We start from the raw sequence: 22,787 nt of genomic DNA, 5'->3' as shown, positions 1-22,787 counted from the left end.
TGTCGCAGGGTACTGCCCAGCTCGAGTCGGATGCTTTAATGTACCGCGGTTTTTTTATGGCTTGCCCTACCCTGCGGCAAGCCTTCGGGCCGCCGGTCGTACCGACACCCGCCTCGCTCGCGGCGATCCGCTGCCCCACCGTCTCTGGAGAATCCCATGCCCGTCCACGAAATCCGCCACCCGCTCATCCGCCACAAGCTGGGCCTGATGCGCCGCGCCGACATCAGCACCAAGAATTTCCGCGAGTTGGCCCAGGAGGTCGGCGCCCTGCTCACCTACGAGGCGACCCAGGATCTGCCTGTGGAAACGGTGGACATCGAAGGCTGGTGCGGCACCGTGCAGGTGGAGAAGATCTCCGGCAAGAAGGTGACCGTAGTGCCCATCCTGCGCGCCGGCATCGGCATGCTCGACGGCGTGCTCAGCCTGATCCCCAGCGCCCGGGTCAGCGTGGTGGGCCTGGCCCGCAACGAATCCACCCTGCAGGCCCACACCTACCTGGAAAAGCTGGTGGGTGAATTGGACCAGCGCCTGGCCATGATCATCGATCCCATGCTGGCCACCGGCGGCTCCATGATCGCCACCATCGACCTGCTGAAGAAGGCCGGCGCCAAGGAAATCCGCGCTCTGGTGCTGGTGGCCGCGCCCGAGGGCATTGCCGCGGTCGAAGCCGCCCATCCGGACGTGCGCCTCTACACCGCCTCCATCGACGAGCGCCTCAACGAGCACGGCTACATCCTGCCGGGCCTGGGCGACGCCGGTGACAAGATCTTCGGCACCAAGCAGAAGGACGCCTGAGCGTGACGACGCGGGAACCGCTGTGGCGGGAAATCGTAGTCGGTGCCCAGATGCTCTTCGTGGCCTTCGGCGCCCTGGTCCTGATGCCGCTGATCACCGGCATGGACCCCAATGTCGCCCTCTTCACCGCCGGCTTCGGCACCCTGCTGTTCCATCTGGTCACCGGCCGCCAGGTGCCGGTGTTCCTGGCCTCGAGCTTCGCCTTCATCGCCCCGATCATCGCTGCCAAGGCTGAGTTCGGCCTGCCGGCGGTACTCGGCGGGGTGGTGGCGGCCGGTTTCGTCTACACCTTCCTCGGCTTGGCGGTGAAGCTGCGCGGCGTGGGATTCATCGACCGGCTGCTGCCGCCGGTGGTGATCGCTCCGGTGATCATTTCCATTGGCTTGGGACTGTCACCCGTGGCGGCCAACATGGCCATGGGCAAGGCCGGTGATGGCAGCGCCCAACTAGTGCCCTATGCCACGGCGATGCTGATCTCCATGCCGGCGCTGGTCACCACCCTGCTGGTGGCCATCTACGGCAAGGGTATGTTCCGCCTGGTCCCCATCCTCGCCGGGGTCTTCGTCGGCTATGCCCTGGCCTTCGTCTTCGGCATCGTCCATACCGAAGGCATAGGCGCTGCGCCCTGGCTGGCGATCCCGGCCTTCGTCGCGCCGGAATTCCATTGGGGTGCCATCCTGTTCATGGTCCCGGTAGCCCTGGCGCCGGCCATCGAGCACGTCGGCGGGGTGATCGCGGTGGGCGGGGTGACCGGCAAGAACTACCTCAAGCAGCCCGGCCTGCACCGCACCCTGCTGGGCGATGGCCTGGCCACCTCCTCCGCCGGCCTGTTCGGCGGCCCGCCCAACACCACCTACGCCGAGGTGACCGGCGCGGTGATGCTGACCAAGAACCACAACCCAAGGGTCATGCTGTGGGCGGCGGGCTTCGCCATGGTGCTGGCCTTCGTCGGCAAGTTCGGCGCGGCGCTGCAGACCATCCCGGTGCCGGTCATGGGCGGCATCCTCTGCCTGCTGTTCGGCTCCATCGCGGTGGTGGGCCTGAACATCCTGATCCGCCACCAGGTAGACCTGTCCGAGGCGCGCAACCTGGTGATCGTCTCGGTGACCCTGGTATTCGGCATCGGCGGCATCGTCTTCGGCAACGGCGAGATCGGCCTCAAGGGCATCTCCCTCTGCGGCCTGATCGCCATCGGCCTCAACCTGGTCCTGCCGGGTCACAACGCCTGGAAGAAGGATGCCGAACCGCCAGAGCGCCCGCTGCTCTGACGGCCCACCCAAGCCGCCGCTTACGCCGGCAGCTTGGGCTGTTCGATGGGCTGCGGCGGCAGCTCCGCCACCTCTTCGCACAGCTCCACCAACGCCGCTACCCAGGCCGGGTGATCGTTCACGCAGGGAATCAGCACCAGCTCCTGGCCGCCGGCTTCGATAAACTGCTCGCGCCCGCGGTCGCCGATCTCCTCCAGCGTCTCGATGCAGTCGGCGACGAACGCCGGGCACATCACCAGCAGGCGCTTGACCCCCGCCTTGGCCAGCTCGTCCAGCCGCGCCTCGGTGTAGGGCTCGATCCACTTGTCCTTGCCCAGTCGTGACTGGAAGGACACCGACCACTTGCCATCGGGGATGCCTAGGCGCTTGGCCAGCAGCTCGGCGGTGCGCTGGCACTGGCTGCGATAGCAGACGGCCAAGGCCTTGGCGCTGACCTTGCTGCTGTCGGGGGCGCGCAGGTCGTGACTGCGATCCTTGACCAGCTTGCGGATATGCCGTTCGGGCAAGCCGTGGAAGGACAGCAGCAGGTGATCGTAGGGCTCCTGCAGATAGGGTTCGACGCTGGCCGCCAGCGCCGCCTGGTATTCCGGACGATCGTAGAAAGGCGGCAGGATCTTCAGCGTCAGCGGCAGGTTATGAGCCTCGATCACCCGCCGCGCTTCGACGATGGCAGTGGTGGTGGTGCTGTCGGCGAATTGCGGATAGAGCGGCGCATAGGTCACCTCGCGGATGCCCTGGCTGGCCAGGCGCTTGAGCACCGACTCCACGGAGGGCTCGCCGTATCTCATGCACAGTTCGACCGGCCCATGCGGCCAATGTGGACGCACCGCCTCCTGCAGACGGCGACTGAGCACGATCAGGGGCGAGCCATCGTCCCACCAGATCGACTCATAGGCCTCGGCCGAGGCCGCGGGGCGCTTGATCAGCACCAGCGAGACCAGCAGGCGTCGCAGCGGCCAGGGCAGGTCGACCACATGGGGATCCATCAGGAACTGGTTCAGGTAGCGCTTCACGTCGGGAACGTGGGGCGAATCGGGCGAACCCAGGTTGGCGAGCAGCAGAGCGTTGGCAGTCATCGTGAATCCTTGGCAGCGAGCAGGTCGGCCAGGGCCGCGTCCAGCTCGGGATAGCGAAAGACGTACCCGGCCGCGAGCAGGCGCTCGGGGCGGGCGCGCTGGCCACCCAGCAGCAGGATGGACAGCTCTCCCATCAGGCGCAGGGCGAAGGCGGGAATCAGCAATCGCGCCGGGCGCCGCAAGGCCCGGCCCAGGGCTGCGGTGAAGTCGCGGTTGCGCACCGGCTGGGGGGCACAGAGATTATAGGGACCCTGGGCGTCGCTGCGGTTGAGAAGAAAATCGATAGCCCCGATTTGATCCTGCAAATGAATCCAGGGCATCCACTGGCGTCCGTTGCCCAGGCGGGCGCCCAGACCGAAGCGGAAGGGAGGCAACAGGCGCAGCAGAAAGCCATCGTCGGCGGCCAACACCAGGCCGGTACGCAGATTGACCACCCGGATGCCCAGTTTCTCAGCCTCGTTGGCCACCTGCTCCCAGGCCAGGCACAGCTCGCCGGCGAAGTCGGGGCCGGCCAGGCTGTCGGTCTCGCTCACCGGCTTCTCGCCGCTGTCGCCATAGAAGCCGGTCGCCGAGCCCGAGAGCAGTACCGCGGGCCGCTGACTGCGCCCGCGCAGCCAGTCGACCAGCCGTTCGGTGGTGCCGATCCGGCTTTCCCAGAGCTCGGCCTTGCGACTACGGGTCCAGGGCTTGTCGGCGATGGGCGCGCCGGCCAGATTGACCACGGCGTCCAGGGATTCTTCACCCAGCTCTTCCAGCCGGGCGATGCCGCGCACGCCCGGCCCGCACTCCCGGGCGACGCGTTGCGGATCACGGCTGAGCACGCTGAGCTGGTGCCCGGCCGCCGTCCATTGGCGGCACAGGGCGCGGCCGATCAGTCCGGTACCACCCGTCAGCAGGATATGCATGTCGTCACTTCCTTCTCGTGAAGCCCTCTCGCCAATTGGCATCTGGACGATAGGGATGAGGATTGTTTGTTATGGTCGTGGGTCGAAAGATCCAGAACGGTTGCCAGTCGTAGCCGTAGAGCCCTTGCGCACGCAAACGTTCGTCGAGGGCGATTCGTCAGACAAGCGAGGTCCATCATGACTGCCCCTATCGCCATCATTGGCGCAGGAATAGCCGGACTTTCCGCTGCTCAAACGCTGATTCGCGCCGGGCAGCAGGTCCAGATCTTCGACAAGAGCCGCGGCAGCGGCGGCCGCATGGCCAGCAAACGCAGCGAAGCCGGTGCCCTGGACCTGGGCGCCCAGTATTTCACGGCGCGGGATCGCCGCTTCATCGATGCCTTGAACGAATGGCGTCGCGCCGGCTGCGCGGCCGAATGGAATCCGTCGCTCTACCAGTACCGCGACGGCCGCCTGAGTCCATCCCAGGACGAGCAGCCGCGCTGGGTCGGAGTGCCGCGCATGAGCGCCATCACCCGTCACCTGCTGGCCGATCTGCCGACCACCTTCGATTGCCGCATCACCGAGGTCTTCCGCGGGGCCAAGCACTGGCATCTGCTGGATGCCAATGGCGAGACCCATGGTCCCTTCGCCCAGGTGATCATCGCCATGCCGGCGCCCCAGGCCGCCGCGCTGCTGTCCAGCGTGCCCAAGCTGGCGTCGACCGTAGCCGGCGTCAGCATGGAGCCGACCTGGTCGGTGGCCCTGGCCTTCGCCACTCCCTTGCAGACACCGGTGGAGGGTTGCTTCGTGCAAGACAGCGAGTTGGACTGGCTGGCGCGCAACCGCTGCAAGCCCGGCCGCGATACCACCCTGGACACCTGGGTGTTGCACGCCACCAGCGCCTGGAGCAAGGCGCACATCGATGCCGCCAAGGACGAGGTGATCGAACGGCTGCACGGCGCCTTCGCCGAGCTGATCGGCTGTCCGCTGCCAGCGCCGACCTTCACCCTGGCCCATCGCTGGCTCTATGCTCGGCCGGCCCAGCCGCATCAGTGGGGTGCCCTGGCCGATCCGGACATGGGCGTCTTCGCCTGTGGCGACTGGTGTTCCACCGGGCGGGTGGAAGGGGCCTGGTTGAGTGGTCATGAGGCGGCGCAACAGCTCCTGGGTAGTCTGGACTAAACGACGAAGCGCACGCCGTTGGTAACCTGTGGCGAATCTTTTGTGGCGGCCCCCTGTCGAAAGTTGCACCAAACTTGTACAAGTAGGAAATTCTTGTACAAGAAAATACACGACAGGGGATCGCCATGCCTTCCAACGCCGCCAGCCTGCCCCGCCCGCGCCTGGGTATCAGCGCCTGCCTGCTGGGTGACGAAGTCCGCTACAACGGCGGGCACAAAGAATCCCGTCTGTGCAGCCAGACCTTCGCCGAGCACTTCGATTTCGTCCGGGTCTGCCCGGAAATGGCCATCGGCCTGGGAACGCCCCGCGAGCCGATTCGCCTGGTGGGCGATTCGCAGGCACCGCGTGCGGTGGGTACCGTCGACCCCAGCCTGGATGTGACCGATGCCCTCACCGCCTATGGTGAGAAGATGGCAGGAGAGTTCTCCGACCTGTCCGGTTTCATCTTCATGCAGAAATCGCCTTCCTGCGGCATGGAGCGGGTCAAGGTCTATCACGCCAATGGCCAGGGCAGCGACAGCGACGGTCGGGGCCTGTTCGCCGCCGCCATCATGCGTCTACGACCGGACTTGCCGGTGGAAGAAGCCGGTCGGCTGAACGACCCGGTGCTGCGGGAAAACTTCGTCACTCGCGTCTTCGCTCACGCCCACTGGCTGCAACTGGTGCAACAAGGCCTGACGGCACGGGCACTATTGTCATACCATTCCCGTTACAAGTATCAGCTGATGGCTCACGATCCGCATCGCGCTCGGGCCCTCGGTCAACTGGTCGGCAGCATCGGCCAACGCAACCTGGACGAGCTGGGCCAGGAGTATTTCAGTGGCTTGATGGCGGCTCTCAAGCGCTGTGCAACCCGTGGCACCCATTGCAATGTGCTCTATCATCTTTTCGGTTATCTGCGTCGGGTGCTGAGCGACAGCGAGAAGCAGGAGATGCAACAGCTGATCGAGCAGTACCATGAGGGAATCGTCCCGCTGGTGGTGCCCCTGACCCTACTCAAGCATCACTTCCGCCAGCATCCGGATCGCTATGTGAACGAGCAGGCCTACCTGCAACCGCACCCCGAACGTCTGAGTCTGCGAAATGCCATCTAGTGCTACCCCTTTGCCTTCGTTGCCTGGCAGCGAGGATCAGGACTACGATTCAGCCCTCCATGAGGGGTGGCTGCCCATCCGTGAAATCGCCCGGCGGACCGGGGTGAACGCCGTGACGCTGCGGGCCTGGGAGCGTCGCTATGGGCTGCTGGTACCCAAGCGCACCCCCAAGGGGCATCGTCTGTACAGTGAGGCCCATGTGGTCCGCGTGCAGCAGGTTCTCGCCTGGATCGCCCGGGGCGTGGCGGTCAGCCAGGTCAAGGGACTGCTCGACGAGCAACGGCCGGCGGTGCTGCCGAGCGATACACCCTGGCAGGGCATCCATCGGGAGATGATGGACGCCATTGGCCGGCTCGCATCGCGATCACTGGACGAAGCCTACAACCGCGCGGCGTCCCTCTATCCACCGCGGGTACTGCTGGACCAGTTGCTGGCGCCCCTGCTGCGCGAACTGGAACGGCTGTGTCAGGCCACCGACGACGGTCGACTGCAGCAGGTGTTCTTCCACTCCTGGTTGCGCAGCAAGCTGGGCGCACGCATCTACCACAGCCAGCACAGTCTGCGCGGTGCCCCACTGGTGCTGCTGAACCTCGACGACACGCCGATGAACGCGTCGCTCTGGCTGTGTGCCTGGTTGATCAGCGCCGCGGATTGTCCGGTGGAGCTGGTGGAATGGTCGATTCCGGCCAGCAATCTGGATCGCCTGGTCGAACAGCTCGAACCTCGCGCACTGATCCTCTGCCGCGACAGCCGTCCCGACAGCGATCTGCGGCGTCAGCTGCAAGCCTTCGCCAGCCGACATGCGCTGCCCTGTCTGACCCTGGGTGCGCTGGGCGAGTCCCTGACCGCCGATGCCGCGCCGGCTCGCGGGCCGGGAGAAGCCTTCGATCGGCTGCAGAGTGCCGGGCTACTGCGTCAGGAACGCCATGCATGAGTGGCCTCGTCTGGTTTCGAACCGACCTGCGCCACCTTGACCATCCCGCCCTTCACGCCGCCGCTGAGCAAGGATCGGTCACTGCCGTCTTCCTGGTAAGTCCTGCGCAGTGGCAGGCGCACGACGAGGCGCCGGTCAAGGTCGACTTCTGGCTGCGCAATCTCGCCGAGCTGGGTAAGGTCTTGGAAGCGATGGGCATTCCTCTGCTGGTCCGCACGGCCGACACCTGGGAGCAGGCGCCGCAGGTGCTGCTCGACCTGGCGCGGGAAGTCGAGGCCCAGCATCTCTATTTCAATGACGAATACGGCCTCAACGAAGCCGCTCGTGACGAAGCCGTAGTCAAGGCCTTCGATGCCGCGGGGTTCGCTACGCACCGCTATCTGGACCAGACCCTGTTCGCCCCGGGTACGGTGCTGACCAAGAGCGGCGGCTACTTCAAGGTCTTCGGCCAGTTCAAGAAGACCTGTCTAGCGCGCCTGGAGACCGGGTTGCCCAAACTGCTGCCAGCGCCTGGCAAGCGGCAGAAGGCTGCACGTCGGTCTGACGAGTTGCCTACTCGGATCGACGGCTTCCCCGAGCCGACGGTCGAGGTGCGCCAGCTTTGGCCGGCAGGTGAGCAGGCGGCCTTGCAACGCCTGAAGACCTTCATCCGCGATGATCTGGACGACTATCACCAGGCGCGTGACATTCCGTCCGAGCCCGGTACCAGCCAGCTATCGGCCTATCTGAACGCCGGCGTGCTGTCGCCACGGCAGTGCCTGCAGGCGGCGGTCGAGGCCAACGGGGGGCGCTTGAGCGGCGGTAGCCAAGGCGCGGCGACCTGGATCACCGAACTGCTCTGGCGCGAATTCTATCGCCATGTGCTGGTAGGCTACCCCTGGGTCTCGCGGCATCAACCCTTCAATCGCGAGCTCGCCGCCCTGCCCTGGCGCGACGATCCCGACGGCCTCGCCGCCTGGCAGCAAGGTCGTACCGGCATTCCCATCATCGATGCGGCCATGCGCCAACTCCAGCAGACCGGCTGGATGCACAATCGCATGCGCATGCTCACCGCCATGTTTCTCTGCAAGAACCTGCTGATCGACTGGCGCGAGGGCGAACGCTGGTTCATGCGGCACCTCATCGACGGCGACCTGGCCTCCAACAACGGCGGCTGGCAGTGGAGCGCCTCCACCGGCACGGATTCGGTGCCCTACTTCCGGGTGTTCAATCCCCAGACCCAGGCGCTGAAGATAGATGCACGGGGCGACTACGTGCGCACCTGGGTACCGGAACTGGCTGAGCTCAAGGGCAAGGCCGTGCACACCCCGGGTGCCCGCTACCTGGCGCCCCTGGTGGATCTGGGCGAGAGTCGCCAGCGCGCCCTCGCCGCCTATCGCGGCATGGCAAAGCGCAGAGACACAAAAAAGCCGGACTGAGTCCGGCTTTTTTCATCCCAGTCGGGTTTACAGGCTGTGGCTGTAGAACAGGGCGTACGACTCAATGCCATCGTTGGGCTGCTTGATGCCCGCATTGGAATAGTGGGTGGCACGGATGCCCACGCGCTGGGTTTCGCCGAACTTCAGACCCAGGCCGATGCGGTCTTCGAAGTTGAACGCCGAACCCAGGTCTTGCTCACCGACCTTGGTGCTGGAGAACACCGCCACGCCGATACCGGCCTCGACGAAGGGCTTCACGTAGCCCTTGCCGAATTCATAGACGAATACCGGGGCGAAGGACAGCGAATGCTGGTCGGAGGAACGGCCATTGTCGCCTTCCCAGTAGGTGTAGCCAGCATCCCAGTAACCAGTCAGACGGCCCGTGGAGCTTTCCCACCAGCTCTTGTCCCAATTCCAGCCAGCGCCAAGGCGATAGGTCATGCCGCTCTGGCTGGTCGCTCCGACCGCACCGGTGATCTCGGTGGCCTGTACCGACGCCACTCCACCTAGCGAAAGCGCGGCGGCTACTGCGAGGGAAAGCAATTTGTTCATGAGAGTGCCCTTATGAATGTTTCTAGTTTTTACGAACTGCCAGCATTGACCAGCAAGGCGTGAAGGGGTTCACAGGCTGGGACATTTTTACCTACAAGGTCGGATGCTAGTCGCTGGACAAGACTTTGGCGAGCGAAACCCTGACAGATAGTCAGACGAACGCCTGTACCTCGGCGCCCGCCGGCCATAGCTGGGGCAGCACTCCAACCAGCTCGGCGGGATCACCCGAGGTCCAGACACAGGTCGGGCCGGCCGGCCCCTGCGCGAGGCAGCCTTTGACCGCCAGCAGACTATGCAGCCGGCGCGCCACGGCCGCGCCGGTGTCCACCAGGATGACCTCGGGCGGCACCAGCTCGGCCAACAGCGGACGCAGGAAGGGATAGTGGGTGCAACCCAGGATCAGGGTGTCGCAGCCGGCCGCCAGCAGCGGTTCGACGAAGCCCTGCAGCAACTGCCGGGTCTGGGGCCCCGAGAGGTCGCCGCGCTCGACCTGTTCCACCAGGCCCGGACAGGGCTGAGTAAGGACCTGAACGCCATGGGCGAAACGATCCAGCAGGGCGGCGAACTTGGCGCTCTGCAGCGTGCCGGTGGTCGCCAGGACCCCGACCACGCCATTGCGCGTGGCGGCCGCTGCCGGCTTGACCGCGGGCTCCATGCCGACGATGGGCCAGTCGGGATAGCGTTCGCGCAGATCGGCCACCGCGGCCACCGTGGCGGTATTGCAGGCCACCACCAGTGCCTTGGCACCCTGCTCGCGCAACCGCGCCGCAATCACCTGGCAGCGTTCGCGGATGTATTCCGGGGTTTTCTCGCCATAGGGGATATGGCCGCAATCGGCCACGTAATGCAGGGTTTCCGCCGGCAATAGCCGGCGAATCTCCGCCAGCACCGACAGGCCGCCGACGCCCGAATCGAAGACCCCGACCGGCGCCTCGTCAGCCATGGCGGGCGCCGCACACCGGGCAAGCCGGATCGCGCTTGACGCGCAATTCGCGGAAGCGACTGGCCGCCGCATCCACCAGCAGCAGGCGACCGACCAGGGGCTCACCGAAGCCGGCCAGCAGCTTGAGCGCTTCCAGCGCCTGCAGACTGCCCACCAGCCCCACCACCGGACCGAGCACGCCAGCCTCGCTGCAGCTGAGTTCGGCTTCGCTACCTTCGCCGTAAAGGCAGTGGTAGCAGGGGCTGTCGGCGCGGCGCGGATCGAAGACGCTGAGCTGGCCTTCCAGGCGGATGGCCGCACCACTCACCAGGGGGCGACCGGTAGCCACGCAGGCGGCATTCACCGCCGCGCGGGTGGTGAAGTTGTCGGAGCAATCCAATACCAGATCCACCGCGGCGACTCGTGCTTGCAGGCTGTCGGCGTCCAGCGCCTCGCGGAGCGGCACCAGGCGCACCTCGGGATTGAGCGCTGCCAGGCGTTGCAGGGCGGAATCCACCTTGCCCTGGCCGATCAGGCGTTCGTCGTGCAGCACCTGGCGTTGCAGATTGCTCAGGTCGACCCGGTCGAAGTCGGCCAGGTGCAACTCACCGACCCCGGCCGCGGCCAGATAGAGCGCCACCGGCGAGCCCAGGCCGCCGAGCCCGACGATAAGCACCTTGGCCTGCTTTAGTTTCAGCTGTCCGGCGATATCCACCTGGGCCAGCAGGATCTGCCGGCTGTAACGCAGCAGCTCGCTATCGCTCAGCATGGCCAACGGCCTCCGCTGATCCGTTCGTGACCGCCCAGGTCGCGCCGACTTTCGACCTCGGCGAAGCCCTGGCGTACCAGCAGCTCGCGCACCGCGGCGGCCTGCTCGAAGCCATGCTCCAGCCACAGCCAGCCACAGGACTGCAGGTGGGCGGGCGCTGCCGCGATCAAAGCGCGGATGTCGTCCAGGCCATCGGCGCCGGCGACCAGGGCGCTGCGTGGCTCGAAGCGCACATCGCCTTCATCCAGGTGATGATCGCTACCGGCGATATAGGGCGGGTTGCTGACGATGAGTTCGAAACGCTGGCCTTCCAAGGCACTGAACCAATGACTCTCGGCGAAGTGGGCATTGCCCAGGCGCAGGCGCCCGGCATTGCGACGGGCCAGTTCGACGGCGGCGGGAATACGATCCACCCCGAGGACCTGCCAGCGCGGCCGCTCATGGGCCAGGGCCAGAGCGATGGCGCCGGTACCGGTGCCCAGATCCAGCACCCGTGCCTCGTCGGCCAGCGGCAACGCCAGGGCGGTCTCCACCAGCACCTCGGTGTCCGGACGGGGAATCAGGGTGTCGGGGCTCACCTCCAGGTCCAGCGACCAGAAGCCCTGCTGTCCGAGGATGTAGGCCACCGGCTCGCCCTGACGGCGCCGCTCCAGATCGGCCTGGAAGCGCGCCAAGACCTCGCGCGGCACCAGCTTTTCCGGCCAGGTGCGCAGGTAGCTGCGCGGCTTGCCCAGGGCGGCGGCGAGCAACAACTCCACGTCGAGACGCGCACTGGGCGAGTCGGGCAACTGGGTTTCACGCAGCAAGGCGCCGATGGTGGCCATGGTTCAGTCTCCCAGCGCCGCCAGTTGGTCGGCCTGGTATTCCTGCAGCAGCGGATCGATCACCTGCTGGACGTCGCCATTCATCACCTCGCCCAGGGAATAGAGGGTCAGGTTGATGCGGTGATCGGTCACCCGGCCCTGGGGGAAGTTGTAGGTACGGATGCGTTCGGATCTATCGCCCGAGCCCACTAGCAGACGGCGGGTATCGGACATTTCCTTGTGCGCCGCCGCGTCCTGCTGGTCGTTGAGCTTGGCCGACAGCCAGGCCATGGCCTTGGCGCGGTTCTTGTGCTGGGAGCGCTCTTCCTGGCACTCCACCACGATACCGGTGGGCAGGTGAGTGATGCGCACGGCGGAGTCGGTCTTGTTGACGTGCTGACCGCCCGCGCCGGAGGAACGATAGGTGTCGACGCGCAGATCGGCCGGGTTGATCTCGATGGCCTGCTGCTCGTCGGGCTCGGGCAGCACGGCGACGGTGCAGGCCGAGGTGTGGATGCGGCCCTGGGACTCGGTCTCGGGGACGCGCTGCACCCGATGCGCACCAGACTCGAATTTGAGCTTGGCGTAGACGTTGTCACCCTCGACCCGGGCGATGACTTCCTTGAAGCCACCGTGCTCGCCCTCGTTCTCCGAGAGCACTTCCAGTCGCCAGCCCTGGCGCTCGGCATAGCGCGAATACATGCGGAACAGGTCGCCGGCGAAGATCGCCGCCTCGTCGCCACCGGTGCCGGCGCGGATTTCCAGGAAGACGTTGCGCCCGTCGTTGGGGTCCTTAGGCAGCATCATGCGCTGCAATTCGTCTTCCAGCTCCTGCAACCGTGCCCTGGCGGTGGTGACCTCTTCCTCGGCCATCTCGCGCAGGTCCGGATCGCTGTCCTTGAGCAGCGCCTGGGCGCCCTCCAGGTCGGCCTGCACCTTGCGATACTCGCTGAACGCCTGGCTGACCGGCTCGAGTTCGGCGTATTCCTTGGAATAGGCGCGGAACTGGGTCTGGTCGCTGATGACCTCGGCGTCGCCGAGCAGCGCCGTCAGTTCCTCGAAACGATCCTGCAGACCGTCGAGCTTGTGCAACAGAGAGGTCTTCATGTCTTGTCCAAACCCTCGTCGAGGGCGAAGAGTTCCTGGGCCAGGGTCAGCGCATCGACGCGCCCCTCGGCGGATAGTTTCTTGAGCTGCACGCTGGGTGCGTGCATCAGCTTGTTGGTCAGGCTACGCGCCAGGGCCGCCAGGGCTTCCTGGGGATCGGCGCCATTGGCCAGCAGGCGCTGGGCACGGGCCAGTTCGTCGTCGCGGATCTGCTCGCCCTGCTGGCGATAGGCGCGGACCACGTCCACCGCGGCGCGCTCGCGCAACCGCTGCATGAAGTCCTCGACCCCGGCCAGCACCAGCTTCTCGGCGGCCTGGGCGGCGCCCTGGCGACTCTTGAGATTCTCCGCCACCACCTCGTGCAGGTCGTCCACCGTATAGAGGTAGACGTCCTCCAGCTCGCTCACCTCCGGCTCGATGTCGCGCGGGACGGCGATGTCGACCATGAAGATGGGCTTGTGCCGGCGCTGCCTGAGCGCCCGCTCCACCGCGCCCTTGCCGAGGATGGGCAACTGGCTGGCGGTGGAGCTGATGACGATGTCGCTGTTGACCAGCTCGTCGGGAATGTCGGACAGCAGCACGGTGTGGGCGCCGAATTCTTCCGCCAGGTGGCTGGCGCGCTCCAGGGTGCGGTTGGCGACCACGATACGGCGCACGCCCTGCTCGTGGAGATGGCGGGCGACCAGGGTGATGGTCTCGCCGGCACCGATCAGCAGCGCCTGGCTGCGACTCAGATCGCTGAAGATCTGCTTGGCCAGGCTGACCGCCGCGAAGGCCACCGACACCGGGTTCTCGCCGATGGCCGTATCGGTGCGCACCGTCTTGGCGGTGTTGAAGGTGGCCTGGAACAGCCGCCCCAGCAGCGGCCCCACGGTGCCGGCCTCGCGGGCCACGGCATAGGCCGACTTCAGCTGGCCGAGGATCTGCGGCTCGCCCAGCACCATGGAATCCAGGCCCGCCGCCACCCGCATCATGTGCCGCACGGCGGCTTCGTCCTGGTGCAGATAGATGCTGGCGCGCAGGTCTTCCAGCGGCACCCGGTGATACTGGGCGAGCCAGGCCAGCACGGCATCCGCCAGACTGGGCTCCACCTCCAGGTAGAGTTCACTGCGGTTGCAGGTGGAGAGAATGGCCGCTTCGCGACTATGAGTGGCCTGCTCCAGCTGGCGCAGGGCCTCGACCGTCTGCTCCGGAGTGAAAGCCACGCGTTCGCGCACCTCAACCGAGGCGGTCTTGTGATTGATGCCGAGCGCGAGAAAGGCCATGGACGCAAGCAGTCGAACGGATTGGGAAAGCCGAACATTGTCCTACGCGCGGGCGGTGGCGACAACCAGCAGCGACGAGCCGTCGGACAATGGCCGTCATAGCCTGGGCAAATGAATCTTGCCGGACAAAAGGCGTCAACAGCCTCGACCACCGCACTTCCCGTGCGCGTCGCTACGCGTGGGCAACGCGGCCACGGCGACTCTTGTGGCATGATGGACCGACTGTAAAAAGGCCGCCCCGACCCTATGACCAGATACCTCGCGCTGCTGACGACCGCCCTATTGCTCGCCGGCTGCCAGAATCTCGGCCGTCAGCCGACGCCCGAAGCCACCATTCCCGCGCCCACCGCCAAGACGAGCACGCCACAACCGGCCGGCTCCTTCCGCGAAGACACCCTCTACGACCTGCTGGTCGCCGAGCTGGCCGGTCAGCGCAATAGATTCGACATCGCCCTGACCAACTACGTCGAGCAGGCCAAGTCGACCCAGGATCCGGGCGTGGCCGAACGGGCCTTCCGCATCGCCGAATACCTCGGCGCCGACAGCCCCGCACTGGAAACCGCGCAGATCTGGGCCCGCAACGCTCCGGACAACCTGGACGCCCAGCGCGCCGCGGCCATCATGCTGGCCCGCGCCGGGCGCTATGACGAATCCATGGCCTACATGGAAAAGGTGCTCCAGGGCCAGGGCGATACCCATTTCGACTTCCTCGCCCTGTCCGCGGCGGAAACCGACGAGACCACCCGCGCTGGCCTGCTCAAGAGCTTCGACCGGCTGCTGACCAAGTATCCGCACAACGGCCAGCTGCTGTTCGGCAAGGCGCTGCTGCTGCAGCAGGACGGGCGTGCCGACGAAGCCCTGAAACTGCTGGAGCGCAATCCGGCGGCCAAGCGCGAAGTCGCCCCGCTGCTGCTGCGCGCCCGCCTGCTGCAGAGCGAGGATCGCAGCGCCGAGGCCCTGCCGCTGCTCGAGGCCGGCATTCGCCAGCATCCGGAAGACCGTCGCCTGCGCCTGGCCCATGCGCGCCTACTGGTGGAGCTGGATCGCCTGGACCAGGCCAAGCGCGAATTCGCCGAGCTGGTCAGCCAGTTCCCCGATGACGACGACCTCAGATTCTCCCTGGCGCTGGTCTGCCTTGAGGCCCAGGCCTGGCAGGAAGCCCAGGTCTACCTCAAGGAGCTGATCGCCCGCGGCAGCCATGTGGACGCCGCGCACCTCAACCTGGGGCGCAGCTACGAAGAACTCGACCAGCCCGAACAGGCCCTGGCCGAATACGCCCTGGTCGGTCCCGGTACCGACTACCTGGCCGCCCAGCAGCGCCAGACGGAAATCCTGCTCGGCGCCGGCCGCACCGTCGAGGCGCGCCAGCGTCTGGCCGACGCCCGTAAGCGCCAGAGCGAATATGCCGTGCCGCTGTACCTGCTCGAAGCCGAAGGCCTGGCCAGCGCCGACCAGCTCGCCCTCGCCGAGCAGACCGTGCAGCAGGCCCTGCAGCAATACCCCAACGACCTCAACCTGCTCTACGTCCGCTCCATGCTGGCGGAGAAGCGTGGCGATCTCGGTCAGCTGGAAAGCGACCTGCGCTACATCATCGCCCACGACCCCGACAACGCCATGGCGCTCAATGCCCTGGGCTACACCCTGGCCGATCGCACCCCCCGCCTGGCCGAGGCGCGCCAGTTGATCGACAAGGCGCACCAGCTGAGCCCGGACGATCCGGCCATCCTCGACAGCATGGGCTGGGTCCGCTATCGCCAGGGCGAACTGGTCGAGGCCGAGCGTTACCTGCGCCAGGCCTTCGAACGCTTCCCCGATGCCGAGGTGGCCGCCCACTTCGGCGAGGTGCTCTGGGCCCAGGGCAAGCGCAGCGAAGCCCGCAAGGTCTGGCGCGCCGGTCTCGAGGCCGATGCCGACGACGCCATCCTGCGCAGCACCCTCAAACGCCTGACTGGAAGCGAAACCCTCCGATGATCCGCGTGCGTACTCTCCTCACCCTGTTCCTGCTCGTCCTGCTGGCCGGCTGCGCCAGCACCTCTCGCCAGGAGGCCGTGGAAGGCCAGGGCAACGCCGCCCAGTGGCAGGCCCACAAGCAGCGCATCGCCGCCCTCGACGGCTGGCAGATCGATGGCAAGGTCGGCATCCGCGCCCCGCGCGATTCCGGCAGCGGCACCCTGTTCTGGCTGCAGCGCCAGGACTACTACGACATCCGCCTGGCCGGCCCCTTGGGCCGCGGCGCCACTCGCCTCACCGGGCGTCCGGGCGCCGTCACCCTCGACGTCTCCGGCCAGGGCAGCTACCAGGCCGACTCCCCCGAAGCCCTGCTGGAACAGCAACTCGGCTGGCGCCTGCCGGTCTCGCACCTGCTCTGGTGGGTCCGCGGTCTGCCGGCCCCGGACAGCCGCAGCCAGCTGACCCTGGACGCCGACAGCCACCTGGCGCGCCTGGTGCAGGACGGCTGGACCGTCGAATATACCCGCTACACCGAACAGAACGGCTACACCCTGCCCGAGCGCCTGAAGCTCACCGGTAAGGACTTGGAAGTCATCCTGGTGGTGAAGAGCTGGCAGCCGCGTGAGCTGGGCAAATGACCGCGGTACCCGCCTTCACCCTGCCGGCGCCGGCCAAGCTCAATCTGTTCCTGCACATCCTCGGTCGCCGGCCGGACGGCTATCACGAACTGCAGACGCTCTTCCAATTCCTCGACTGGGGCGACGACCTGGGCTTCGCCGCCCGTGACGACGGCGCCCTCGAGTTGCACGACGGCCTGCCCGGGGTCCCTCCGGAACAGAACCTGATCCTGCGCGCCGCCCGTCTGCTGCAAGAGGAAAGCGGTACCCCCCGCGGCGCCGATCTCTGGCTGACCAAGCGCCTACCCATGGGTGGCGGTATCGGCGGCGGCAGCTCGGATGCCGCCACCACCCTGCTCGGCCTCAACCACCTCTGGGGCCTCGGCGCCAGCCTCGACGATCTGGCCACCCTGGGTTTGCGCCTGGGCGCCGACGTCCCGGTGTTCGTTCGTGGCCAGGCCGCCTTCGCCGAGGGCGTGGGGGAAAAGCTCACGCCAGTTACGCCGCCGGAACCCTGGTATCTGGTGGCCGTGCCGCAAGTCTCTGTTAGTACTGCAGAAATTTTTTCCGATCCGCTGTTGACACGTGACACTCCCGCCATTAAAGTTTGCGCCGTTCTCGAGTGGACAGGTCGGAATGACTGCCAGAGTACGGTCGAGAAGCGTTACCCAGAAATTCGTAACGCTTTGATCTTGCTAAACAAATTTGTTTCAGCTAGATTAACCGGCACTGGAGGTTGCATATTTGGAAGCTTTCCAAATAAGACCGAAGCTGATACAGTAGCGAGCCAGCTACCAGCATCACTTCCAGGCTTCGTAGCCAAAGGCAGCAACGTTTCGATGTTGCACCGAGCGCTGGCAAGTCTGACCAGAGAATGAGTACAGCTAGTACTCAGCAAGATACAGGGGCGTCGCCAAGCGGTAAGGCAGCAGGTTTTGATCCTGCCATGCGTTGGTTCGAATCCAGCCGCCCCTGCCATTTTCCTTCCAAGACCCACCTCAAGCCGCAGGAACTGCAGCGTGTCCAAGATGATGGTCTTCACGGGGAACGCCAACCCCGATCTGGCACGGCGCATCGTGCGCCAGCTGCACATCCCTCTCGGTGACGTCTCCGTCGGTAAATTCTCCGATGGCGAGATCAGCGTCGAAATCAACGAGAACGTGCGCGGCAAGGATGTCTTCATCATCCAGCCAACCTGCGAGCCGACCAACGACAACCTGATGGAACTGGTGGTGATGGCCGATGCCTTCCGCCGCTCCTCGGCCACTCGTATCACCGCAGTCATCCCCTATTTCGGCTATGCGCGCCAGGATCGCCGTCCGCGTTCCGCGCGGGTCGCCATCAGCGCCAAGGTCGTGGCCGACATGCTGACCGTGGTGGGCATCAACCGGGTGCTCACCGTCGACCTGCACGCTGACCAGATCCAAGGCTTCTTCGATATTCCCGTGGACAACATCTACGGCTCCCCCGCCCTGGTGGATGACATCGAAGACCAGCGTTTCGAGAATCTGATGATCGTTTCCCCGGACATCGGCGGCGTAGTGCGCGCCCGTGCCGTGGCCAAGAGCCTGGGTGTGGACCTGGCGATCATCGACAAGCGTCGCCCCAAGGCCAACCAGTCGGAAGTGATGCACATCATCGGTGACATCCAGGACCGCACCTGCGTGTTGGTCGACGACATGGTCGATACCGCCGGCACCCTGTGCCACGCGGCCAAGGCCCTGAAGGAACACGGCGCCGCCAAGGTCCTGGCCTATTGCACCCACCCGGTGCTGTCGGGTCGGGCCATCGAGAACATCGACAACTCCGTGCTGGACGAGCTGGTGGTGACCAACACCATTCCGCTGTCCGCCGCGGCTCAGGCCTGCAGCCGGATCCGCCAACTGGACATCGCGCCGGTGGTGGCCGAGGCGGTACGCCGGATCAGTAACGAAGAATCCATCAGCGCGATGTTCCGTTAAGGAACAGCCGCTCTGGAAGCGCCCCGGAAGGCCGTGACGGTCTACCGGGGCTTTTTAGTCGGTAGGGCCGTAGAACTGGTCGCAAGTCTCGGTCTGCCGATTCCTTATCCTGGAGATTCACAATGGTAGATTTCACTCTGAATGCCGAAGTGCGTTCCGACCTGGGGAAAGGTGCGAGCCGCCGCCTGCGTCGTAATGCCGGTAACGTTCCCGCCGTGATCTACGGTGGCGACAAGGCTCCGACCTCCATCACCCTGGTCGGCAAAGACCTGGCCAAGATGCTGGAAAGCGAAGCCGCTTTCGCCAGCGTCATCACCCTGAAGGTCGGCGGCAGCAACGAAAGCGTCCTGGTCAAGGCCCTGCAGCGTCATCCCTCCAAGGGCTACGTCATGCACGCCGACTTCCTGCGCGTCATCGCCGGCCAGAAGCTGACCGCCCACGTCCCCCTGCACTTCATGAACCAGGAAACCTCCGTGGGCGTGAAGCAGCAAGGTGGCGAGATCCTGCACACCATCAACGAAGTCGAAGTCTCCTGCCTGCCGAAAGACCTGCCGGAATTCATCGAAGTCGACATGGCCAAGGTCGAGCTGGACCAGATCGTTCACCTGAGCGACCTGAACGTCCCGGCTGGCGTCGAGCTGGTGTCCCTGGCCCACGGCAGCGATCTGCCGGTTGCCAGCATCCACCTGCCGCGCATCCGTGAAGAAGCCGAAGACGGTGCTGCCGAAGAAGGCGCTGCCGAGTAAGCTCGTGCACGCCTGACCGAGAAGGGCCCCTGACATGACTGCCGTTCAACTGATCGTCGGCCTGGGTAATCCAGGCCCCGAATACGACCAGACCCGGCATAATGCAGGGGCCCTTTTCGTTGAGCGCTTGGCAGCCGCCCAAGGTGCGAGCCTGGCTGCCGACCGCAAGTATCACGGCCTCGTGGGGCGCTTTCGCCACGCGGGCAACGATGTTCGTCTGCTCATTCCCACCACCTACATGAACCGCAGCGGCCAGGCCGTGGCGGCGCTCGCCGGCTTCTTCCGCATTCCGCCGGCGGCCATCCTGGTGGCCCACGACGAACTCGACCTACCACCCGGCACCGCGCGCCTCAAGACCGGCGGCGGCCATGGTGGCCACAACGGGCTGCGCGACATCATCGCCCAGCTCGGCAATCAAAACGGTTTCCAGCGCCTGCGCCTGGGCATCGGCCATCCGGGGCATGCCAGCCTGGTCTCCAACTTCGTGCTGGGCCGCGCACCGCGCAGCGAGCAGGAGCTGCTCGACGCCAGCATCGACGCCGCCCTGGAGGTGGTACCGGAGCTGCTCTCCGGTGACCTGACCCGCGCCATGCAGCGCCTGCACAGCCGCAAGGCCTGACCCACCCTACCCTCTTCCCTTTCTTCCGCGAGGACACACACCATGGGATTCAATTGCGGCATCGTCGGCCTGCCCAACGTCGGCAAGTCCACCCTGTTCAATGCCCTGACCCAATCCGGTATCGCGGCGGAAAACTTCCCCTTCTGCACCATCGAGCCCAACAGTGGCATCGTGCCCATGCCCGATGCGCGGCTGAACGCCCTGGCGGAGATCGTCAAGCCCGAGCGGGTCATCCCCACCACCATGGAATTCGTCGACATCGCCGGCCTGGTGGCAGGTGCGTCCAAGGGTGAAGGCCTGGGCAACAAGTTCCTTGCCAATATCCGCGAGACCGATGCCATCGCCCACGTGGTGCGCTGCTTCGAAGACGAGAACGTCATCCACGTGGCCAACTCCGTGGACCCCAAGCGGGATATCGAGGTGATCGACTTGGAGCTGATCTTCGCCGACCTCGACAGCTGCGAGAAGCAACTGCAGCGCGTCACCCGCAACGCCAAGGGCGGCGACAAGGAAGCCCTGGCACAGAAGGCCCTGCTGGAGAAGCTGATTCCCCACTTCGAGGCCGGCAAGCCCGCCCGCAGTCTGATGAAGGGCCTGGACGAGGAGCAGAAGCGCCTGGTGCGCAGCTTCCACCTGCTGACCAGCAAGCCGGTGATGTATATCGCCAACGTCGCCGAGGACGGCTTCGAAGATAACCCGCACCTGGACGTGGTCCGCGCCATCGCCGAAGAAGAAGGCGCCGTGGTGGTGCCGGTGTGCAACAAGATCGAGGCGGAAATCGCCGAACTGGATGACGACGAGGAAAAGCAGATGTTCCTCGAATCCATGGGCATGGAAGAGCCGGGCCTGAACCGGGTGATCCGCGCCGGCTACGAACTGCTCAACCTGCAGACCTACTTCACCGCCGGGGTGAAGGAAGTCCGCGCCTGGACCGTACGCATCGGCGCCACCGCGCCCCAGGCCGCCGCCGTCATCCACACCGATTTCGAGAAAGGCTTCATCCGCGCCGAAGTGGTGGCCTACGACGACTTCATCGCCTTCAAGGGCGAGAACGGCGCCAAGGAAGCCGGCAAATGGCGCCTGGAAGGCAAGGACTACATCGTCAAGGACGGTGATGTCATGCACTTCCGCTTCAACGTCTGATCTAGGCGAACGCCAGAGCCCCCTCCCTACCGCAAGGTGGCGAGGGGGTTTTCTTTTGCGCGCAATTTGGCTGTACCGGAGCAAAGGCGCGGTCCCTGCCGCACCGATTTGGCACAATGGCGGCCGCCTGATCACCTGTGAAAGCGCTACCCGTTGCCTGGATGCCGCCATGAATTTCGAAGACCTGCGCCTGTTCGTCACCACCCTGAACGAGGGCAGTTTCACCGCCGCCGCCGACAAGCTGGGGCTGTCCAAGCAGTTCGTCAGTCGGCGGACCCTGTTGCTGGAAGAGAGCCTGGGGGTGCGGTTGATCAATCGCACCACGCGGCGGCTGCAGGCGACCGAGCTGGGGGTGCTGCTCTATGAGCGGGCGGTGAAGATTCTCGAGGACGTCAACGACACCGAGGAGTTGCTGTCCAGCCGGCGCACGGTACCTCAGGGAGTACTGAGAGTCAGTGCACCCATGACCTTCGGCACGCTGCACCTGAGCCCCTTGCTGCCGGACTTCCTCTCGGCCTATCCACAGATTCGCCTGGAGCTGGATCTCAATGATCGCGCGGTGGATCTGCTGGCGGAGGGTTACGACATGTCGATCCGCATCGGCACCCTGGCCGATTCCAGTCTGATCGCCAAGCGGCTGACCGAGATGCAGCTGGTGACCTGTGCCAGTCCGGACTATCTAAAGAAGGCGCCGCCGCTGTTGCAGCCGGAGGATCTGGCCGGGCACAGCTGTCTGCTCTATGGGCATGGCCGCCAGGTGGAATGGCGCTTCCAGCGTGGAGGCAAGCCGCTGGTGCTGCCCATGCAGGGGCAACTCAGGGCCAACAACGGAGAGGTGGTGCGGGATGCGGCCATCGCCGGCCAGGGGATAGCGGTGCTGCCGACCTTCATCGTGGGCGCGGCGCTGGCCTCAGGGGCGCTGGTGCAGGTGCTGGAGGACTACGCCCTGCCCAGTGCCGCGGTCTATGCGGTCTATCCCCAGCATCGCCAGTCGGCGCGCATCGTCCAGCTGTTCTCGGACTATCTGCGCGACCGGCTGACGGTCTAGCCAACTCACGCTACGGAGCCATGGGTCGGCTGGCGCTGGGGCCATTGCTGGAGGGTGCGCTCGGCACCGTCGGCAGCCAGGCGTTGGCCATCCAGGCGATTCTGCTGACGTTCGATCGAGGGCTGCAGGCTGCGGTCGGCGCCGTTCTCGGCCAGGGCGCGGCGGTCCAGGCGATCCTGCTGGCGCTGGATCGACGGCTGCAGGCTACGGTCGGTACCGTTTTCGGCCAGGGCGCGGCGGTCCAGGCGATCCTGCTGGCGCTGGATCGACGGCTGCAGGCTACGATCGGCGCCATTTTCGGCAAGGGTACGGTCGGTTTGCTGCTGTTTCTCGATCAGCGAGCCCAGGGGGCGCAGGGCGCTTTCCTCAGCCTGGGCCGACTGGACGACGGCAGCGGTGAGCAGGGTGGCGGCGAAGAGGGCGGTGAGAGTTTTCATGGCGTGTACCTTGTCGGGTGGGTGTGAGCTCATTGTCCCCACCCTGCCCCTCGCCTAGAAATCGTCCCGCGGGATAGCGATCATCGACCGCAGTGATGACCGCCCAGGGCTAGCCCCGTGCCTGGCGTTGGCGCAGCAGGAATAGGCACCAGACGCCCAGCGCCGTGGCCGCCAGCAGGCAGCCGGCCAGGCTC

23 protein-coding genes and 1 tRNA gene are annotated in these 22,787 nt (G+C 65.7%); 15 read left to right on the top strand and 9 right to left on the bottom strand.

The features are described from left to right. Positions 1 to 156 precede the first annotated feature (156 nt). Positions 157 to 795: a uracil phosphoribosyltransferase gene (gene upp, locus QZ471_RS20675; RefSeq protein WP_295467357.1), complete on the top strand. Its 639-nt coding sequence runs from the start codon at positions 157 to 159 to the stop codon at positions 793 to 795. Next, the gene (locus QZ471_RS20670; RefSeq protein WP_295468293.1) at positions 792 to 2,063 is read left to right on the top strand and encodes a uracil-xanthine permease family protein; all 1,272 of its coding nucleotides are present in this window, start codon (positions 792 to 794) and stop codon (positions 2,061 to 2,063) included. The genes upp and QZ471_RS20670 overlap by 4 nt, the downstream gene beginning before the upstream one ends. Before the next feature lie 20 nt (positions 2,064 to 2,083). Here the strand turns inward: QZ471_RS20670 and hemH are convergent, their stop codons facing one another. Together hemH and QZ471_RS20660 are read right to left on the bottom strand one after the other, a co-directional pair. Continuing rightward, positions 2,084 to 3,139: a ferrochelatase gene (gene hemH, locus QZ471_RS20665; RefSeq protein ID WP_295467355.1), complete on the bottom strand. Its 1,056-nt coding sequence runs from the start codon at positions 3,137 to 3,139 to the stop codon at positions 2,084 to 2,086. After that, the gene (locus tag QZ471_RS20660) at positions 3,136 to 4,044 is read right to left on the bottom strand and encodes a TIGR01777 family oxidoreductase (protein ID WP_295467352.1); all 909 of its coding nucleotides are present in this window, start codon (positions 4,042 to 4,044) and stop codon (positions 3,136 to 3,138) included. The genes hemH and QZ471_RS20660 overlap by 4 nt, the downstream gene beginning before the upstream one ends. Before the next feature lie 177 nt (positions 4,045 to 4,221). Here QZ471_RS20660 and QZ471_RS20655 point away from each other — a divergent pair, with 177 nt between their 5' ends. The 4 genes from QZ471_RS20655 (at position 4,222) to phrB (ending at position 8,654) form a co-directional block, all read left to right on the top strand. Next, entirely contained in the window at positions 4,222 to 5,208 is a 987-nt protein-coding gene (locus QZ471_RS20655; RefSeq protein ID WP_295467350.1) for an NAD(P)/FAD-dependent oxidoreductase, read from the top strand. A 125-nt stretch (positions 5,209 to 5,333) separates the two neighbouring features. Beyond that, positions 5,334 to 6,302, top strand: coding sequence for a DUF523 and DUF1722 domain-containing protein (locus tag QZ471_RS20650; protein ID WP_295467348.1), 969 nt, complete (start codon positions 5,334 to 5,336; stop codon positions 6,300 to 6,302). A 10-nt stretch (positions 6,303 to 6,312) separates the two neighbouring features. Beyond that, positions 6,313 to 7,236, top strand: a complete 924-nt coding sequence (locus tag QZ471_RS20645) for a MerR family transcriptional regulator (protein WP_295467346.1) — start codon at positions 6,313 to 6,315, stop codon at positions 7,234 to 7,236. Beyond that, a complete protein-coding gene (gene phrB / locus QZ471_RS20640) occupies positions 7,233 to 8,654 on the top strand; it encodes a deoxyribodipyrimidine photo-lyase (RefSeq protein ID WP_295467344.1) in 1,422 nt (473 codons plus the stop codon). The genes QZ471_RS20645 and phrB overlap by 4 nt, the downstream gene beginning before the upstream one ends. Positions 8,655 to 8,681: 27 nt before the next feature. Here the strand turns inward: phrB and QZ471_RS20635 are convergent, their stop codons facing one another. The 6 genes from QZ471_RS20635 to hemA all read right to left on the bottom strand — a co-directional run bounded on the left by QZ471_RS20635 (position 8,682) and on the right by hemA (position 14,072). Then, entirely contained in the window at positions 8,682 to 9,206 is a 525-nt protein-coding gene (locus tag QZ471_RS20635; protein ID WP_295467342.1) for an acyloxyacyl hydrolase, read from the bottom strand. 151 nt (positions 9,207 to 9,357) lie between these two features. After that, a complete protein-coding gene (murI, locus tag QZ471_RS20630; RefSeq protein WP_295467340.1) occupies positions 9,358 to 10,149 on the bottom strand; it encodes a glutamate racemase in 792 nt (263 codons plus the stop codon). Further along, the gene (locus tag QZ471_RS20625) at positions 10,142 to 10,897 is read right to left on the bottom strand and encodes a molybdopterin-synthase adenylyltransferase MoeB (RefSeq protein WP_295467338.1); all 756 of its coding nucleotides are present in this window, start codon (positions 10,895 to 10,897) and stop codon (positions 10,142 to 10,144) included. The genes murI and QZ471_RS20625 overlap by 8 nt, the downstream gene beginning before the upstream one ends. Next, complete coding sequence (gene prmC, locus QZ471_RS20620; RefSeq protein ID WP_295467336.1) at positions 10,891 to 11,721, bottom strand: peptide chain release factor N(5)-glutamine methyltransferase; 831 nt, start codon at positions 11,719 to 11,721, stop codon at positions 10,891 to 10,893. Before prmC ends, QZ471_RS20625 begins: the two co-directional genes overlap by 7 nt. Before the next feature lie 3 nt (positions 11,722 to 11,724). After that, positions 11,725 to 12,807, bottom strand: a complete 1,083-nt coding sequence (gene prfA, locus QZ471_RS20615) for a peptide chain release factor 1 (RefSeq protein ID WP_295467334.1) — start codon at positions 12,805 to 12,807, stop codon at positions 11,725 to 11,727. After that, positions 12,804 to 14,072 (bottom strand): glutamyl-tRNA reductase, encoded by a 1,269-nt coding sequence (gene hemA / locus QZ471_RS20610; RefSeq protein WP_295467332.1) that lies wholly within the window; start codon positions 14,070 to 14,072, stop codon positions 12,804 to 12,806. Before hemA ends, prfA begins: the two co-directional genes overlap by 4 nt. 246 nt (positions 14,073 to 14,318) lie before the next feature. Here hemA and QZ471_RS20605 point away from each other — a divergent pair, with 246 nt between their 5' ends. The 9 genes from QZ471_RS20605 (at position 14,319) to QZ471_RS20565 (ending at position 22,156) form a co-directional block, all read left to right on the top strand. Continuing rightward, a complete protein-coding gene (locus tag QZ471_RS20605) occupies positions 14,319 to 16,043 on the top strand; it encodes a tetratricopeptide repeat protein (protein ID WP_295467330.1) in 1,725 nt (574 codons plus the stop codon). Further along, positions 16,040 to 16,660, top strand: coding sequence for a lipoprotein insertase outer membrane protein LolB (lolB, locus tag QZ471_RS20600; protein WP_295467328.1), 621 nt, complete (start codon positions 16,040 to 16,042; stop codon positions 16,658 to 16,660). Before QZ471_RS20605 ends, lolB begins: the two co-directional genes overlap by 4 nt. Further along, positions 16,657 to 17,517 carry a 4-(cytidine 5'-diphospho)-2-C-methyl-D-erythritol kinase gene (gene ispE, locus QZ471_RS20595; RefSeq protein WP_295467325.1) on the top strand — a complete coding sequence of 287 codons (861 nt, stop codon included), beginning with the start codon at positions 16,657 to 16,659 and terminating at the stop codon, positions 17,515 to 17,517. Before lolB ends, ispE begins: the two co-directional genes overlap by 4 nt. Positions 17,518 to 17,542: 25 nt before the next feature. Then, positions 17,543 to 17,617: transfer RNA gene (locus QZ471_RS20590), tRNA-Gln, on the top strand. A 41-nt stretch (positions 17,618 to 17,658) separates the two neighbouring features. Next, complete coding sequence (locus QZ471_RS20585) at positions 17,659 to 18,600, top strand: ribose-phosphate pyrophosphokinase (RefSeq protein ID WP_017641089.1); 942 nt, start codon at positions 17,659 to 17,661, stop codon at positions 18,598 to 18,600. Positions 18,601 to 18,722: 122 nt separating this feature from the next. Next, complete coding sequence (locus tag QZ471_RS20580; RefSeq protein WP_295467322.1) at positions 18,723 to 19,346, top strand: 50S ribosomal protein L25/general stress protein Ctc; 624 nt, start codon at positions 18,723 to 18,725, stop codon at positions 19,344 to 19,346. A 34-nt stretch (positions 19,347 to 19,380) separates the two neighbouring features. Next, a complete protein-coding gene (pth, locus tag QZ471_RS20575; protein ID WP_295467320.1) occupies positions 19,381 to 19,965 on the top strand; it encodes an aminoacyl-tRNA hydrolase in 585 nt (194 codons plus the stop codon). A gap of 42 nt (positions 19,966 to 20,007) precedes the next feature. Then, positions 20,008 to 21,108 carry a redox-regulated ATPase YchF gene (gene ychF, locus QZ471_RS20570; RefSeq protein WP_295467318.1) on the top strand — a complete coding sequence of 367 codons (1,101 nt, stop codon included), beginning with the start codon at positions 20,008 to 20,010 and terminating at the stop codon, positions 21,106 to 21,108. A 169-nt stretch (positions 21,109 to 21,277) separates the two neighbouring features. Further along, the gene (locus tag QZ471_RS20565) at positions 21,278 to 22,156 is read left to right on the top strand and encodes a LysR family transcriptional regulator (RefSeq protein ID WP_295467316.1); all 879 of its coding nucleotides are present in this window, start codon (positions 21,278 to 21,280) and stop codon (positions 22,154 to 22,156) included. A gap of 5 nt (positions 22,157 to 22,161) precedes the next feature. Here the strand turns inward: QZ471_RS20565 and QZ471_RS20560 are convergent, their stop codons facing one another. Next, positions 22,162 to 22,593 (bottom strand): hypothetical protein, encoded by a 432-nt coding sequence (locus QZ471_RS20560; protein ID WP_295467314.1) that lies wholly within the window; start codon positions 22,591 to 22,593, stop codon positions 22,162 to 22,164. Positions 22,594 to 22,787 lie beyond the last annotated feature (194 nt).

The sequence above is a fragment of the uncultured Pseudomonas sp. genome, from assembly GCF_913774235.1.
Taxonomy (GTDB): Bacteria; Pseudomonadota; Gammaproteobacteria; order Pseudomonadales; family Pseudomonadaceae; genus Chryseomonas.
Note: the sequence above shows the minus strand (reverse complement) of the source record. Positions and strands in the feature narration are given on the sequence as shown.

Bases quoted from the DNA above. Each gene is read 5' to 3' on its own strand.
- QZ471_RS20660 (WP_295467352.1), bottom strand. From the start codon at position 4,044: ATGCATATCCTGCTGACGGGTGGTACCGGACTGATCGGCCGCGCCCTG.
- ychF (WP_295467318.1), top strand. From the start codon at position 20,008: ATGGGATTCAATTGCGGCATCGTCGGCCTGCCCAACGTCGGCAAGTCC.
- murI (WP_295467340.1), bottom strand. From the start codon at position 10,149: ATGGCTGACGAGGCGCCGGTCGGGGTCTTCGATTCGGGCGTCGGCGGC.
- QZ471_RS20650 (WP_295467348.1), top strand. From the start codon at position 5,334: ATGCCTTCCAACGCCGCCAGCCTGCCCCGCCCGCGCCTGGGTATCAGC.
- QZ471_RS20580 (WP_295467322.1), top strand. From the start codon at position 18,723: ATGGTAGATTTCACTCTGAATGCCGAAGTGCGTTCCGACCTGGGGAAA.
- prfA (WP_295467334.1), bottom strand. From the start codon at position 12,807: ATGAAGACCTCTCTGTTGCACAAGCTCGACGGTCTGCAGGATCGTTTC.
- QZ471_RS20635 (WP_295467342.1), bottom strand. From the start codon at position 9,206: ATGAACAAATTGCTTTCCCTCGCAGTAGCCGCCGCGCTTTCGCTAGGT.
- upp (WP_295467357.1), top strand. From the start codon at position 157: ATGCCCGTCCACGAAATCCGCCACCCGCTCATCCGCCACAAGCTGGGC.
- phrB (WP_295467344.1), top strand. From the start codon at position 7,233: ATGAGTGGCCTCGTCTGGTTTCGAACCGACCTGCGCCACCTTGACCAT.
- QZ471_RS20605 (WP_295467330.1), top strand. From the start codon at position 14,319: ATGACCAGATACCTCGCGCTGCTGACGACCGCCCTATTGCTCGCCGGC.
- prmC (WP_295467336.1), bottom strand. From the start codon at position 11,721: ATGGCCACCATCGGCGCCTTGCTGCGTGAAACCCAGTTGCCCGACTCG.
- lolB (WP_295467328.1), top strand. From the start codon at position 16,040: ATGATCCGCGTGCGTACTCTCCTCACCCTGTTCCTGCTCGTCCTGCTG.
- hemA (WP_295467332.1), bottom strand. From the start codon at position 14,072: ATGGCCTTTCTCGCGCTCGGCATCAATCACAAGACCGCCTCGGTTGAG.
- hemH (WP_295467355.1), bottom strand. From the start codon at position 3,139: ATGACTGCCAACGCTCTGCTGCTCGCCAACCTGGGTTCGCCCGATTCG.
- pth (WP_295467320.1), top strand. From the start codon at position 19,381: ATGACTGCCGTTCAACTGATCGTCGGCCTGGGTAATCCAGGCCCCGAA.
- QZ471_RS20655 (WP_295467350.1), top strand. From the start codon at position 4,222: ATGACTGCCCCTATCGCCATCATTGGCGCAGGAATAGCCGGACTTTCC.
- QZ471_RS20625 (WP_295467338.1), bottom strand. From the start codon at position 10,897: ATGCTGAGCGATAGCGAGCTGCTGCGTTACAGCCGGCAGATCCTGCTG.
- ispE (WP_295467325.1), top strand. From the start codon at position 16,657: ATGACCGCGGTACCCGCCTTCACCCTGCCGGCGCCGGCCAAGCTCAAT.
- QZ471_RS20560 (WP_295467314.1), bottom strand. From the start codon at position 22,593: ATGAAAACTCTCACCGCCCTCTTCGCCGCCACCCTGCTCACCGCTGCC.
- QZ471_RS20565 (WP_295467316.1), top strand. From the start codon at position 21,278: ATGAATTTCGAAGACCTGCGCCTGTTCGTCACCACCCTGAACGAGGGC.